Here is a 13,894-nt window from a genome sequence, read left to right on the forward strand (position 1 = left end):
GTCGGTGTCGGGGCTGATGCCGTTAGATGCCGAGCTTGCCCTGGAAGTCGCCGCCCTCGAGGCGGTTCTTGACCGCGACGAGGAAGCGGGCGGCGTCGGCACCGTCGACGATGCGGTGGTCGTACGAGAGGGCCAGGTAGACCATCGAGCGAATCGCGATCGACTCCGAGCCGTCTGCCGTGACAACGACGGGCTTCTTCACGACGATGCCGGTGCCGAGGATCGCAACCTGGGGAAGGAACACGACCGGGGTGTCGAACAGGGCGCCGCGCGAACCGGTGTTGGTCACCGTGAAGGTGCCACCGGAGAGCTCGTCGGGGGTCAGCTTGTTGTCGCGGGTACGACCGGCGAGGTCGGCGATCGAGGCGGCGAGACCGGCCAGATCGAGCGATGCGGCGTTCTTGATGACCGGGGTCAGAAGGCCGCGCTCGGTGTCGACGGCCATGCTGACGTTCTCGGTGTCGGGGTAGACGATCGAGTCGCCGTCGACGGTCGCGTTGAGCTTCGGGTAGGCCTGAAGAGCCTCCGCCGCCGCGAGGGTGAAGAAGGGCAGGAACGACAGCTTGTTGCCGGTCTTGGCAAGGAAGTCACCCTTGACGGCGTCGCGGAACTTCGCGACCTTCGTCACGTCGACCTCGACGACGCTGGTGAGCTGTGCGGTCGACTGCATCGACTCGACGGCGCGCTGAGCAACGACCTTGCGGAGGCGGGTCATCGGCACGGTCGTGCCGCGGAGGTCGGAGACCGGCAGAGGCTCGTACTTCGACGAAGCGGCAGGAGCGGACGGGGCAGCGGAGGCCGACGGTGCAGAAGCGGCCTTGGCGGCCTCTTCGGCCGCAGCGGCAGCTGACAGCACGTCTTCTTTGCGAATGCGTCCGCCGACTCCGGTGCCGGAGACGGTCGACAGGTCGACACCCTTCTCACCGGCGAGCTTGCGAACGAGCGGAGTCACGTACCCGACCGGCGCGCCGGTACTGGGGGCGGAATCGGGAGCAGCGGCCGCGGGGGCAGACGCGGCGGGAGCGGCCGGAGCCGGTGCAGCCGGCGCGGCAGCGGCAGGTGCCGGAGCAGCGGCCGCGGGGGCGGGGTCGACCGACTCTGCCGGAGCGGGCGCCTCGGCGGGCGCACCCTCACCCGGAGCGGGAGCGGAGTCGGAGGGGACCTCCGCCTCGAGCCCCTCAGAGGAGTCGTCGTCAGCCGCGGATTCGGCCGAGACGGACTCCACGTCGTCAGCGGGGCCCTCGTAGCCCTCGGACGACTCGGAGGAGCCGCCGGCCGCAGCGGTCGCGGGGGTGTCGTCGGTCGACGCGGGGCCCGTTCCGGGCGCTTCGGCCTCGGGTGCATCTTCGGCAGGAGCGCCGGAACCACTACCATCGCCGATCTTGACGAGGGCGGTACCCACCTCGACCGTCTCGTCTTCGGCAACGAGGATCTCTTCGATCACACCGGCGACGGGGGACGGGATCTCGGTGTCGACCTTGTCGGTCGATACTTCGAGCAGCGGCTCGTCGACCTCGACGCGGTCGCCGACGTTCTTCAGCCAGCGGGTGACCGTGCCCTCGGTGACACTCTCGCCGAGTGCCGGGAGGTTGACGGATTCGCTCATCAGGGGGGCTCCTTCTGCGGTTCTGTTATAAAAACTGTGGTGGTGCGGGGATGGTGCTGACGACTGCCGGTGCGGGATGCACCGCCGCGCTACATCGCGTGGAGGGGCTTACCCGCGAGGGCCAGCATGGCCTCGCCTAGTGCCTCGTTCTGAGTCGGGTGCGCATGGATGAGGCCAGCGACGTCTTCGGGGTAGGCCTCCCAGTTGACGGTGAGCTGCGCTTCTCCGATGAGCTCGCCGACGCGGGCGCCGATCATGTGGATGCCGACGACCGGACCATCGACGACGCGGATGACCTTGACCGACCCGGCAGAACCGAGGATCGACGTCTTGCCGTTGCCTGCGAGGTTGTAGTCGTAGGCGGCGATCTTGTCGGCACCGTACTTCTCGGTGGCCTTCGCAGTGCTGAGACCCACCGAGGCGACCTCCGGGTCGGAATACGTGACCTTGGGGATGTTGACGTCGTCGATCACGACGGGCTTCAGCCCCGCGATCTCTTCGGCGACGAAGATGCCGTGCTGGAAGCTGCGGTGGGCGAGCTGAAGGCCGGGAACGATGTCGCCGATCGCGTAGACGCCGGGAACGTTGGTCGCGAGGCGCTCGTCGGTGAGGACGAAGCCGCGATCCATGTTCACGCCGACCTCGTCGTAGCCGAGGCCCTGAGTGACCGGGCCGCGACCGACGGCGACGAGGAGGATGTCGGCGTCGAAGGTTTTGCCGTCTTCGAGGGTGACGACGACCCCGTCGTCGTTCTGCGACACGCTCTGGAAGCGGATGCCGAGCGAGAAGTTGATGCCGCGCTTGCGGAACGCCCGCTCGAACGACTTGGAGACGGACTCCTCCTCGTTGGGTACGAGGTGGGGGAGAGCCTCGATGATCTGCACATCGGAGCCGAACGACTTCCAGACGCTGGCGAACTCGACGCCGATCACGCCGCCGCCGAGGATCGCGACCTTCTTCGGGATGTAATCGAGCTCGAGGGCGTGCTCACTGGTGATGACGCGGCCGCCGATTTCGAGACCGGGAAGGCTGCGCGAATAGGAGCCGGTCGCCAGCACGATGTTCTTGCCGGTGATCGTGTCGTCGCCGACCTGAACGGTCGACGGCGAGGTCAGTCGCCCCTCACCCGCGATCGTCGTGACGCCACGGGCCTTGACCAGGCTCTGGAGACCCTTGTATTTGTGCTCGACGATGTCGCGGCGGTAGGTCGTGACCCGGGCGATGTCGACGCCCTGGAAGTCGACGTCGACACCGTACTTCAGCGACTCGCGCGAGACGTCGGCGACCTCGGCCGAGTGGAGCAGGGCCTTGGTCGGAATGCAGCCGCGGTGCAGGCAGGTGCCACCGACCTTGTCTTTCTCGATGATCGCGACCGACTGGCCGAGCTCGCTCGCTCGCAGCGCAGCGGCATACCCGCCGCTACCGCCGCCGAGAACTACAAGGTCAAAATTCTGTTCCGACACCCAGCAACTCCTTCGTGCATTCGTTCAGTGCCCGAAACCGCGTCGTTCGATGGCGACACCGGTCTGGCCCTGCAAGAAGGCGGGTTTCTCCCGCCTCCGTCAGCCTAGTACGCCACCTAGAACGAGGCGGCCAGGTCGATCAGGGTTCGCACGGTAATGCCAGTCGCGCCCTTGGTCGTGAAGCCGTACCCGCCCGCTTTGTTCTCGCTCGGCCCGGCGATGTCGAGGTGCGCCCACGGGATGAGCTCGTCGGTGCCCTCCTTCTTGCCTACGAACTCCTTCAGGAACACGCCTGCGAGCAGCATGCCGGCGGCCGTGTTGCCCGGCGTCGCGTTCACCAGGTCGGCCACGTCGGAGTTGAGCCGGGTGCGAAGCTCGGGCGCCAGCGGCACCCGCCAGAACGGCTCGGAGGCGGCGTCGGCGACCTCGACCACTCGGGGCGCGAAGTCGTCGGTTCCCATGACGCCGACGTAGCGCATGCCGAGTGCGACGACCTGTGCCCCGGTCAGCGTGGCGACGTCGACGATGGCGTCGGGCTGCTCTTCGCTGGCGGCAACGAGGCCGTCGGCCAACACGAGGCGACCCTCGGCGTCGGTGTTGGTCACTTCGACGGTGGTGCCGCCCTTGATGGTCAGGACGTCGTCGGGGCGAATGGGGTCGGCGCCGAGCATGTTCTCGGAGATGCAGAGCCACGCGGTGAGGCGGACCGGCAGGGCGAGTTCGGCAGCTGCCAGCGTCACGGCCAGGACGGTGGCCGCCCCGGTCATGTCGTACTTCATTCCGACCATCGCGCCGGCGGGCTTGAGCGACAGCCCACCCGTGTCGTATGTGATGCCCTTGCCGACGAGGGCGAGGTGCTTCGCGGCCCCGGCGGGCGCGTACTGCACCTTGACCAAGCGGGGCGGGCGCGCGGATCCTTGCCCCACTCCGATGATGCCCCCAAAGCCGGCCTCGCGGAGTTCGTCGCCCTCGAGCACGGTGACGGTGACGTCTTTGGTGGCCGACAGGCGGACGGCCTCGCCGGCGAGAGCAGCCGGCGAGAGGTCGATCGGGGGAGTGGTGACGAGGTCGCGAACGGTGTGGACGGCCTGGGCCACGGCTGCCGCCTTGGCGATCACTGCGGAATCGATGGTGGTGGCCGTGACGAGATCGACCTCGGCGACGGCCTTCTTGGCATCGCTCGCGGAGGAGTGGCGGTACGAGTCGAAGGCATACGCGCCGATGGCGGCACCCTCGAGCACGGCCAGGGCCTCGGCGTCGTCGGCGACGGGGAGACCGAAGGCGACGCGGGTGCGGCCGGTGAGCTGGCGCGCGGCAGAACCTGCGGCGTACCGGAGCGTCTCGATCGAGACGGCGGCGCCGAGCCCGACGAGCGCGATGGTCGCGACGGGCGAGACCGACGACGACGAGGATCCGAGAGACGAGGCCGGCAACCTCGTTACCTCGTCGCGTCCGCCTGAGACGCCGAGACCCTTGAGCGCATCGGCCAGCTCGGGTGCATCCCACAGCAGGGTGGGAGCGTCGTCGCCCGTGCCGGGAACGACGCCGATGACGAAGACGTCGGCTGCGGTGAGTTCGGATGAGACGGAGAGCTTCGGAACGGTCATACCAGCCACTTTATGGGAGTCCGGGCGGCACGTTCGCTGTCAGCATTCCCTCGAAGGGCGTGGCGTCGACCACCCGTGCCTAGCATTGAAGGATGTCCGAACCCGCAGACCTGTACGAGCTTTCTCCCGGTGCCACGGGTATCCCGACCGGCCTGCCGCTGGTCGCGGGCCTGACCGGCTTCGCCGACGCCGGATCGACGGTCGCACAGCTGACCCAGTACCTGACCGAGTCGCTCGAGGGCGAGATCGTGGCGACCTTCGACGCCGACGTCCTCCTCGACTACCGGGCCCGGCGCCCCATCATCACGTTCGACCAGGATCACATCTCCGACTACCAGGCGGCGACGTTGACGCTCCGCCTCATGAAAGACGAGATCGGGCAGCCCTTCCTGCTTCTCTCCGGCTTCGAACCCGACTTCCGCTGGAACCAGTTCACGAGTGCAGTCATCCAGCTGATCCAGCGCTACGAGATGGCGACGACCACCTGGGTGCAGGCGATCCCGATGCCGGTGCCGCACACGCGCGAACTCGGTGTCACCGTCTCCGGCAATCGGACCGATCTCATCGAGTCGCTGTCGGTCTGGCGCCCCACGACGCAGGCACCGGCCAACGCCCTTCATCTCGTCGAGCACCGGCTCACCTCGGGTGGTCACCCCACCGCCGGGTTCGTGCTGCTCGTGCCGCACTACCTCGCCGACACGGAGTTCCCCGACGCCGCGGTGACAGCGCTTTCGAGCATCAGCGCAGCGACCGGCCTCATCTTCCCGACCGACGACCTGCGTGAGCAGGGCCGCGACTTCCTGGTCAAGGTCGACGAGCAGGTCGCCGGCAACACCGAGCTGAGCCGTCTCGTCGAGACGCTCGAAGAGCGCCACGACACGTACATGGAGGGCAACCCGCTGCCGTCGCCGCTCGTCGGCCTCGACGGGCAGGTGCCGAGCGCCGATTCGATCGCCGCCGAGCTTGAGAAGTTCTTGGCCTCGCGCCCCCGCGACGACGAGGCGTGACCTGACGGGTCGGTAACCTGGTCGGGTGAATTCCAAGCGCGCCTGGCTCGTCTGGGGCGCAGCCGTCTTCGCCTACGTGGTGGCCGTGCTCCAGCGCTCGTCCCTCGGAGTCGCCGGCGTCGACGCCCAGCACGTCTTCGACATCTCGGCGTCGACCCTCTCGACTCTCGCCGTCGCCCAGATCGTGGTTTACGCGGCTCTGCAGATTCCCGTGGGCGTGATGCTCGATCGTGTCGGGCCGCGCGCGCTGCTGGTTGTCGGCGCCGCGGTGCTGGCTCTCGGCCAGACCGTCGTCGGCGTCTCGCCGCCCCATCTCGGTCTCGCCATCGTGGGACGCATGCTCGTCGGTGCCGGTGATGCGCTCACCTTCATCTCGGTGATCCGGCTGCTCCCGTCGTGGTTCCGCGGCCCGATTCTGCCGCAGGTCTCGCAGTGGACCGGCAACATCGGCCAGGTGGGGCAGATCCTCTCCGCCGTCCCCTTCGCGGTCGTGCTGCACTCGCGCGGCTGGTCTCCCGCGTTCCTCAGCGCCGCGGCCGTCGCCGTGCTCTCGGTGATCGTTTTGCTCGGCGTGGTGCGCAACGCACCGGCGGGGCAGGTCGGGCAGCCGGTCGTCTCGTCGTGGGCCACCGCGGGCAGGCAACTCGTCGAGAGCGTGAAGAGGCCGGGCACCCGTCTCGGATTCTGGTCGCACTACGTCACCCAGTCGTCGGGCACGACCTTCAGTCTGCTGTGGGGTGTTCCCGCGCTGGTCGGCGGTCTCGGATTCTCGAGGGGCGAGGCGTCCGGGCTTCTTGCCCTGCTCGTCATCACCGGCGTCGTGGCCGGGCCGATCCTCGGCCTCCTGAGCGCGCGGTTCCCCCTTCGCCGCTCGAATCTCGTTCTCGGCATCGTCTCGATCATCGGCCTGGTGTGGACGGCCGTGCTGGTCTGGCCGGGGGTTCCGCCGCACTGGCTGGTGATCGTGCTGGTGGTCGTCCTCGGGGCCGGTGGGCCAGGATCCTTGATCGGTTTCGACTTCGCGCGCACGTTCAATCCGCTGCGAAGCCTCGGTGTCGCGAACGGCATCGTCAATGTCGGGGGATTCCTCGCCAGCTTCGTGATGATGTTCCTCATCGGGGTCGTACTCGACGCGGTTCACTCTCACGGTGTCGCGATGGGCGACCCGTCACCGCTCTTCTCGTGGTCGGGCTTCCGCATCGCCTTCCTGGTGCAGTACGTCGTCATCGGGCTCGGCGTCGCCGGTCTCATCGTCGATCGGCGTCGCACGAGGCGCCGCATGCACCTCGAAGAAGGAATAGAAGTGGGCCCGGTCTGGGTTGCACTGTCACGAAGGATGCGCGCTCGGGCGGGGCGCTGACGAAGTGCTCCACTACCAGGATCCCGCGGCCCTGTAAACGGTTCGCCCTGCGGCGTGCAATAATTACTCACGGACCCTTTCCTGTCTTCGGCGAAATGTCGAGGGCTTGACATGGGTCCTAGTTCTGCCTAGAAGCGGAGTTCTGCCGAAAAGCGGGCTTCTGCCTGAAAGCAGAGTTCTGCCTGAAAAGACAGACAGTGCCCAATTGATGGCGCCAGGGGGCGTCTTCGACCCGGATCAGTGACATTGGGCACCTCCCCAGCTTTACGAAGCCCGAGTGAAAGGTGCACCAATGGCTACTCGCACCAAGGCCACCGTCGCCGACGAAACCGTCGAGACCTCCACTACTACCGAGACCGACGCCGCTACGGCCCCGGTCAAGAAGGCACCCGCGAAGCGGGCGCCCGCCAAGAAGGCACCGGCCAAGGCGGCGACCGCGAAGGCGGCCCCCGCCAAGGCGACCAAGAAGACGGCCAAGAGCGACGACGACGAGTCCGACGTCGAACCTGCCGCCGAAGCCGTCGAGGCGGTCGACGGCGACGACACCGAGTCGACCGACGACAGCGCCGACACCGCGGTCAAGGCCGCCGAAGAGGTTCTGCCGACCGGGGCGCTCGTCATCTCGCAAGACGACGACGACGAGATCCCCGTCTACTCGTCGACCATCACCGGCGCCACCGCCGACCCGGTCAAAGACTATTTGAAGCAGATCGGTAAAGTCGCGCTGCTGAATGCGGCCGAAGAGGTCGAGCTCGCCATGCGCATCGAGGCGGGTCTGTTCGCCGACGACAAGCTGGCCAACTCGACCGGGCTCTCGAAAGAGCTCGAGCGCGAGTTGCGCTGGGTGTCGCGAGACGGCCAGCGTGCCAAGAGCCACCTGCTCGGCGCCAACCTCCGCCTCGTCGTCAGCCTCGCCAAGCGCTACACCGGTCGCGGAATGCAGTTCCTCGACCTGATCCAGGAGGGCAACCTCGGTCTCATCCGTGCGGTCGAGAAGTTCGACTACACCAAGGGCTTCAAGTTCTCGACCTACGCCACCTGGTGGATCCGTCAGGCGATCACGCGCGCCATGGCCGATCAGGCGCGCACCATCCGCATCCCCGTGCACATGGTCGAGGTCATCAACAAGCTGGCCCGCGTTCAGCGTCAGATGCTCCAGGATCTCGGCCGCGAGCCCACTCCCGAAGAGCTCTCGCGCGAACTCGACATGACGCCCGAGAAGGTCGTCGAGGTGCAGAAGTACGGCCGCGAGCCGATCTCCCTCCACACCCCGCTCGGTGAAGACGGTGACAGCGAGTTCGGTGACCTCATCGAAGACACCGAAGCGGTCGTTCCGGCCGACGCCGTCGGCTTCACGATGCTGCAGAAGCAGCTCGAGTCGCTCCTCGACAGCCTCTCCGAGCGCGAAGCCGGCGTGATTCGCATGCGCTTCGGCCTCGGCGACGGCATGCCGAAAACTCTCGACCAGATCGGCGACACCTTCGGCGTGACGCGCGAGCGCATCCGTCAGATCGAGTCGAAGACGATGGCGAAGCTTCGTCACCCGTCGCGGTCGCAGTCTTTGCGCGACTATTTGGAATAGGCCGAAAGCGTCCGCGGCACCGGGCCTCCGACAAGCTCCGGCCGTCCGGCGCTGCTCCCGCTTTCGACCGCCTCGAGTAAATCGAAAGCGTTCGACCGCCTCGAGTAAACCGGCATCGCGTTCACCGAAGCCGACGACCCTAGGAATCCGATGAAGTACGTTCTCCCCATCCTCCTCGGGCGTCTCGTCCGCATCATCGCAAGAGCCCGAGGGGGCGGGTCGGCGTATCCGGGCTACCTAGTGCTCAAACTGCTTCCCTCGTTCCTCACCGACGTGACGAAGCAGTTCGACCGCGGCGTGCTCTTCGTGCTGGGCTCGAACGGCAAGTCGACGACCACGCACATGCTCTCCGACGTCATGCGGGCGCACGGGCTCCGCGTCTTCACCAACCCGACCGGTGCCAACCTGCCCCAGGGCATCGCGTCGGCGCTGCTCTCCGAGGTCAGCATCTTCGGCAAGCTGAAGGCCGACGTCGGCGTGCTCGAGGTCGACGAGGCGTTCGCCGTCGAGCTCTCCGGGCACCTCCACCCGTCGACCGTGCTGATGCTCAACGTGCAGGTCGACCAGCTCTACCGCTTCTACGAGACCTCTCGCGTCGCCGACATGATGACCGACACGGCCGCCACAGCGGGCACCCACGTCGTGACCAACCGCGATGACGAGTACCTCGGCCCGTTCACGAGCAGCACCCTCGACGTCACCCGCTTCGGTGCGTCCACCGAGCTCGTGGCCGAGGCGCCGCACGGCCTGCAGAACGCCTCCGCCTTCGGCGGCCAGACCGAAGGATCCGCGCCACTGCAAGCCGAGGCCGAGGTCAGGGCGCTGTCGGCGCAGGGTGCCACCATCGCGCTGAGCCGAGCGACGGGTGGCGGATCCTCGTCCCTCGACATCCGCCTCCCCGCCAAGGGCCTGCACTACGCGGTCGACGCGGCCGCGGCCATCCAGACGGCGCGTGTCGCGCTCGGCTCCGAGTTCGACGAGTCGAAAGCCGTGGCGGCATTCGCCGCGATGAAGCCTGCCTACGGGCGTGGCGAGCGACTCAAGATCGGCACCGACGAAGCCGAGTTCGTCATGTTCAAGAACGCGGCGAGCCTGCAGCTCAACCTCGATGCCCTCGCTGATGCCCCCGAGCAGGTGCTACTGGCGATCGACGAGGGCACGCCCGACATCTCGTGGATCTACGACGTCGACTTCTCGTCTCTCGACCACGTCGACGTGGTGTCGGGGGAGAAGGCCTGGCAGATCGCGCTCCGCCTCGAGCACGCCGGCATTCCGATCGGCACCGTCGAGCCTCGCATCGAGAAGGCCATCGAGCTGATGAAGGCGCTCCCGGCCCCCGCCAGCAAGACCAAGAACTTCATCGTCAACTACGAGCAGATGATGATCGCCCGCAAAATGCTCGGCTACCCCGATCTGGAGAAGCGCGCATGACCACCCTCTCCCTTCTGCAGCTCTACCCGGAACAGCTCGGCGTCTCGGGCGACGGCGGCAATGTCGTCGCTCTGGCCGAGCGCGCGCGGCGGGCCGGCCTCGACGTCGAGCTCGTCGAGCACCGGCCGGGCGACTCCCTCCCCGTGGGGGCCGACCTCGTCGTGATCGGGTCCGGGCCGCTGTCGACGCTGCGTTCGATCCACTCGGATGCCCTCCGGTTCCGTGAGGCGCTGAGCGATTGGGCCGACTCCGGTGTGCCCGTCGTCGCCATCGGAGGCGGCATGGAACTCCTCTCGCAGGGGATCTCCGGCGAGGGTGCCGACCTCGAAGGCCTCGGGTTCTTCGATGCCTCAGCCCACCGCGGAGCAAAGCGTCGAGCCAACTACTTCCGAGTCGAGACGGCGTACTCGGGGCCCTCGCTCACGCTCTTCGGGTTCGAAGACCACGCGACCCGGTTCGAGCTCGCGGCCGGCGCCTCAGCGTTCGGCACAGTCGTCACCGGTGGCGGCAACGGCGACGGTACCGAGGGGGTGTCGCGCGGATCCTCGTTCGGAACCCAGCTGAAGGGCCCCGTTCTCCCGCTCCACCCGGAGTTGACGGATCGCGTTCTCGCCTCGGCCGTCTCGCGGATCGGCGGTGTCTATGACGCAGGGCCCGCGCACGCGACCCTCGACGAGTACGCCCGTCAATCACGTCTCGTGATCGAGAAGAACTTGGAGCGCGCCTTCAAGGCGATGTAGCCGAACGGCAAGCTCGCGTCGAGTCGATCACGGCAGAAGGCCCGCACTCCGAAGAGGAGAGCGGGCCTTCTTGGTGAAACGAAGACTAGTGGGCGGTGAGCTTGGCGGTTTCGTCGAGCCACTCCAGCGCGTTCGGCTGCAGCTTCTCTTTGAACTTGGCGCCGTGGTGAGCGCAGAACAGAAGCTCACCCGTCGCCATCGTCGCGCGAATGTACGCCTGGGCTCCGCAGCTGTCGCAACGGTCGGCGCCGGACAGCTGGTACTGGGGGCCGAGCTCATCGACGGCGTTGTGGTCGGTGGCCATCTGAGACATGTGATGCTCCTCCAGAACGGTGGTGCGTGGGTAGGTAGATGCCATCAAAACACGCGAACGTTTCGTTTGTGCGAGATTCGGGCCGATTTCGCTCGCCGCGAAGCGAATCTCTTCTCCCCAATCCGGGGGCGGCCCCCAGACCGCGTCGGAGGGGGTGTCGGAGGGTGAGAGAAGACTGAGCCCCGTATTCTTGAATCGGTGCGTGTCCGGGTCTTTTCTTTTCGGGCCGCGTGCCGTTGTCGCCAGAAGGAGTCCCGTGGCCGCCGCTGCATCCGATTATTCCGCCCGTCACCTCTCAGTGCTCGAGGGCCTCGACGCCGTTCGCAAGCGGCCGGGCATGTACATCGGCTCCACCGACTCGCGCGGCCTCATGCACTGCCTCTGGGAGATCATTGACAACGCCGTCGACGAAGCGCTCGGTGGGCACGGCTCGTCGATCGACGTGATCCTCCATGCCGACGACAGCGTCGAAGTCCGCGACACGGCGCGAGGCATCCCCGTCGACATCGAGCCGAAGACCGGGTTGACGGGCGTCGAGGTCGTCTTCACGAAGCTTCATGCCGGCGGTAAGTTCGGAGGCGGATCCTACGCAGCGTCCGGTGGTCTGCACGGGGTCGGCGCGTCCGTCGTCAACGCGCTTTCGGAGCGGCTCGACGTCGAGGTCGACCGTGGGGGCAAGACGCACGCGATGTCGTTCCATCGGGGCGAGCCCGGCACCTTCGACGACGGTACGAACGCCCCCGCGCCCGACGCCCCCTTCGCGCCATTTGAGAAGGGGAGTGTGCTCCGGGTGGCCGGTAAGGCCGCCAAGGGGGCGACCGGCACTCGGGTGCGCTACTGGGCCGACCGTCAGATCTTCACCAAGGGCGCGGCGTTCCGACTCGAAGACCTCGTCAGCCGGGCCCAGCAGACGGCGTTCCTCGTGCCGGGCCTCGCGATTCGCATTCGCGACGAACGCCCGATCACGACGGCCACCACCGAAGACGGCGAGCCCGTCGAGCAGCTGTTCTCGTACGAGGGCGGCATCTCGGAGTTCGCCGACTTCCTCGCCACCGACAAGGCGATCACCGACACCTGGCGACTGCAGGGCACCGGCAAATACACCGAGACGGTGCCGGTGCTCGATGACAAGGGCCACATGGTGTCGACCGAGGTCGCACGCGAGTGCGAGGTCGACATCGCTCTCCGCTGGGGCGACGGCTACGAAACGGTCACGCGCAGCTTCGTCAACATCATCGCGACGCCCAAGGGCGGTTCGCACCAGGCCGGGTTCGACGCGGGGTTGCTGAAGTTCCTCAAGCAGCAGGTCGACGCCAATGCCCGTCGCCTCAAGGTCGGCACCGACAAGCTCGAGAAAGACGACATCATGGCGGGGCTCACCGCTGTGCTGACCGTCCGGCTGCCCGAACCGCAGTTCGAGGGCCAGACGAAAGAGGTGCTCGGCACCCCGGCCGTGCGCGCCATCGTGTCGAACGTCGTCGCCAAGGCGATGGCCGACCTGTTCGCCTCGACCAAGCGCGACGACAAAACGCAGACGGCGGCCGTGCTCGACAAGATCGTCGTCGAGATGAAGTCACGCATCGCCGCGCGCGCCCACAAAGAGACCCAGCGCCGCAAGAACGCGCTCGAATCGTCGTCGCTGCCAGCCAAACTGGTTGACTGCCGCTCGAACGACGTCGGCACCAGCGAGCTCTTCATCGTCGAGGGCGACTCAGCGCTCGGAACAGCCCGTGCTGCCCGCAACAGCGAATACCAGGCCCTCCTGCCGATCCGAGGCAAGATCCTCAACGTGCAGAAGGCCTCCGTCAGCGACATGCTGTCGAACCTCGAGTGCGCGTCGATCATCCAGGTGATCGGCGCCGGCTCCGGTCGCTCGTTCGACCTCGACCAGGCACGTTACGGCAAGGTCATCATCATGAGCGATGCCGACGTCGACGGCGCCCACATCCGCACCCTGCTACTCACCCTCTTCTTCCGCTACATGCGTCCGATGATCGAGGCCGGCCGAGTCTTCGCCGCCGTGCCCCCGCTGCACCGCGTCGTCGTCATCAACCCCGGGTCGAAGCCGAACGAGACGATCTACACGTACTCCGAGCAAGAGCTGCAGGGCGTTCTCGCCGGCCTGAAGAGAACGAACAAGAAATACCAGGATCCCATCCAGCGCTACAAGGGCCTCGGTGAGATGGATGCGGAGCAGCTTGCCACCACCACGATGGACCGCGCCGGCCGCATGCTCCGACGCGTCAAGGTCGAAGACGCCGAGAACGCCGGCCGGGTCTTCGAGCTGCTGATGGGCAATGACGTCGCGCCCCGCAAGGAGTTCATCATCGAGGGTGCCGGGCTGGCGCGGGAGCGAATCGACACGTAGGGGTTGGTGCGGCTGCTGCGGCTGCGGCTGCGGCTGCGGCCGCGACTGCGGCCGCGACTGCGGCCGCGACTGCGGCTGCGGCTGCGGCTGCGGCTGCGGCTGGCTAACCGACGTGGATCGGCCAACCCGACGCGGCGCGCCACGTCGCAAAGGCCGAACCGCGTCACTTCACCCGGCGCCGACCTCGGCCGCACGGCTAAGCGACGCGGATCGGCCAACCTCGCGCGCCGCGGCGGTGTGCATCGGCCGATTCACGTCACCTCGCGCGGCTCCAACACCGCCGCACGCCAACCCGACGCGCATCGGCCAACCCGACGCGGCGCGCCACGTCGCAAAGGCCGAACCGCGTCACTTCACTCGGCGCCGACCTCCGCCGCACATCAAACCGACGCGAATCGGCCGACCTCGCGCGCCGCG

10 protein-coding genes are annotated in these 13,894 nt (G+C 67.3%); 6 read left to right on the forward strand and 4 right to left on the reverse strand.

What is annotated here, in order from left to right:
* Positions 1–22: 22 nt before the first annotated feature.
* From sucB to VH571_RS04720, 3 genes are all read right to left on the reverse strand, one after another.
* Positions 23–1,606 carry a 2-oxoglutarate dehydrogenase, E2 component, dihydrolipoamide succinyltransferase gene (sucB, locus tag VH571_RS04710; RefSeq protein WP_423263549.1) on the reverse strand — a complete coding sequence of 528 codons (1,584 nt, stop codon included), beginning with the start codon at positions 1,604–1,606 and terminating at the stop codon, positions 23–25.
* An 89-nt stretch (positions 1,607–1,695) separates the two neighbouring features.
* Positions 1,696–3,069, reverse strand: a complete 1,374-nt coding sequence (gene lpdA / locus VH571_RS04715) for a dihydrolipoyl dehydrogenase (RefSeq protein ID WP_055958135.1) — start codon at positions 3,067–3,069, stop codon at positions 1,696–1,698.
* A 116-nt stretch (positions 3,070–3,185) separates the two neighbouring features.
* Positions 3,186–4,676, reverse strand: coding sequence for a leucyl aminopeptidase (locus VH571_RS04720; RefSeq protein ID WP_423263550.1), 1,491 nt, complete (start codon positions 4,674–4,676; stop codon positions 3,186–3,188).
* Positions 4,677–4,768: 92 nt separating this feature from the next.
* Between VH571_RS04720 and VH571_RS04725 the strand changes: the two genes are divergently transcribed.
* From VH571_RS04725 to VH571_RS04745, 5 genes are all read left to right on the forward strand, one after another.
* The gene (locus VH571_RS04725; RefSeq protein WP_055958130.1) at positions 4,769–5,683 is read left to right on the forward strand and encodes a proteasome assembly chaperone family protein; all 915 of its coding nucleotides are present in this window, start codon (positions 4,769–4,771) and stop codon (positions 5,681–5,683) included.
* Between the two features lie 25 nt (positions 5,684–5,708).
* Positions 5,709–7,043, forward strand: a complete 1,335-nt coding sequence (locus VH571_RS04730) for an MFS transporter (RefSeq protein ID WP_423263551.1) — start codon at positions 5,709–5,711, stop codon at positions 7,041–7,043.
* A 292-nt stretch (positions 7,044–7,335) separates the two neighbouring features.
* Positions 7,336–8,625, forward strand: a complete 1,290-nt coding sequence (locus VH571_RS04735; RefSeq protein ID WP_055958124.1) for an RNA polymerase sigma factor — start codon at positions 7,336–7,338, stop codon at positions 8,623–8,625.
* Positions 8,626–8,775: 150 nt separating this feature from the next.
* Positions 8,776–10,056, forward strand: a complete 1,281-nt coding sequence (locus VH571_RS04740; RefSeq protein ID WP_423263552.1) for a MurT ligase domain-containing protein — start codon at positions 8,776–8,778, stop codon at positions 10,054–10,056.
* Positions 10,053–10,796 carry a type 1 glutamine amidotransferase gene (locus tag VH571_RS04745; RefSeq protein ID WP_423263553.1) on the forward strand — a complete coding sequence of 248 codons (744 nt, stop codon included), beginning with the start codon at positions 10,053–10,055 and terminating at the stop codon, positions 10,794–10,796. The genes VH571_RS04740 and VH571_RS04745 overlap by 4 nt, the downstream gene beginning before the upstream one ends.
* Positions 10,797–10,881: 85 nt before the next feature.
* Here VH571_RS04745 and VH571_RS04750 read toward each other — a convergent pair whose 3' ends face one another.
* A complete protein-coding gene (locus tag VH571_RS04750; protein WP_055958115.1) occupies positions 10,882–11,109 on the reverse strand; it encodes a DUF7455 domain-containing protein in 228 nt (75 codons plus the stop codon).
* Positions 11,110–11,365: 256 nt separating this feature from the next.
* On the opposite strand from VH571_RS04750, the gene VH571_RS04755 reads away from it, so the two are divergent.
* Complete coding sequence (locus VH571_RS04755) at positions 11,366–13,477, forward strand: DNA gyrase/topoisomerase IV subunit B (protein ID WP_423263554.1); 2,112 nt, start codon at positions 11,366–11,368, stop codon at positions 13,475–13,477.
* Positions 13,478–13,894: the final 417 nt, after the last annotated feature.

This window comes from Frondihabitans sp. 4ASC-45, assembly GCF_049472575.1.
GTDB lineage: Bacteria > Actinomycetota > Actinomycetes > Actinomycetales > Microbacteriaceae > Frondihabitans.

Coding starts and splice junctions, on each gene's coding strand:
- sucB (WP_423263549.1), bottom strand. CDS start 1,606: ATGAGCGAATCCGTCAACCTCCCGGCACTCGGCGAGAGTGTCACCGAG.
- VH571_RS04720 (WP_423263550.1), bottom strand. CDS start 4,676: ATGACCGTTCCGAAGCTCTCCGTCTCATCCGAACTCACCGCAGCCGAC.
- VH571_RS04725 (WP_055958130.1), top strand. CDS start 4,769: ATGTCCGAACCCGCAGACCTGTACGAGCTTTCTCCCGGTGCCACGGGT.
- VH571_RS04735 (WP_055958124.1), top strand. CDS start 7,336: ATGGCTACTCGCACCAAGGCCACCGTCGCCGACGAAACCGTCGAGACC.
- VH571_RS04740 (WP_423263552.1), top strand. CDS start 8,776: ATGAAGTACGTTCTCCCCATCCTCCTCGGGCGTCTCGTCCGCATCATC.
- VH571_RS04745 (WP_423263553.1), top strand. CDS start 10,053: ATGACCACCCTCTCCCTTCTGCAGCTCTACCCGGAACAGCTCGGCGTC.
- VH571_RS04750 (WP_055958115.1), bottom strand. CDS start 11,109: ATGTCTCAGATGGCCACCGACCACAACGCCGTCGATGAGCTCGGCCCC.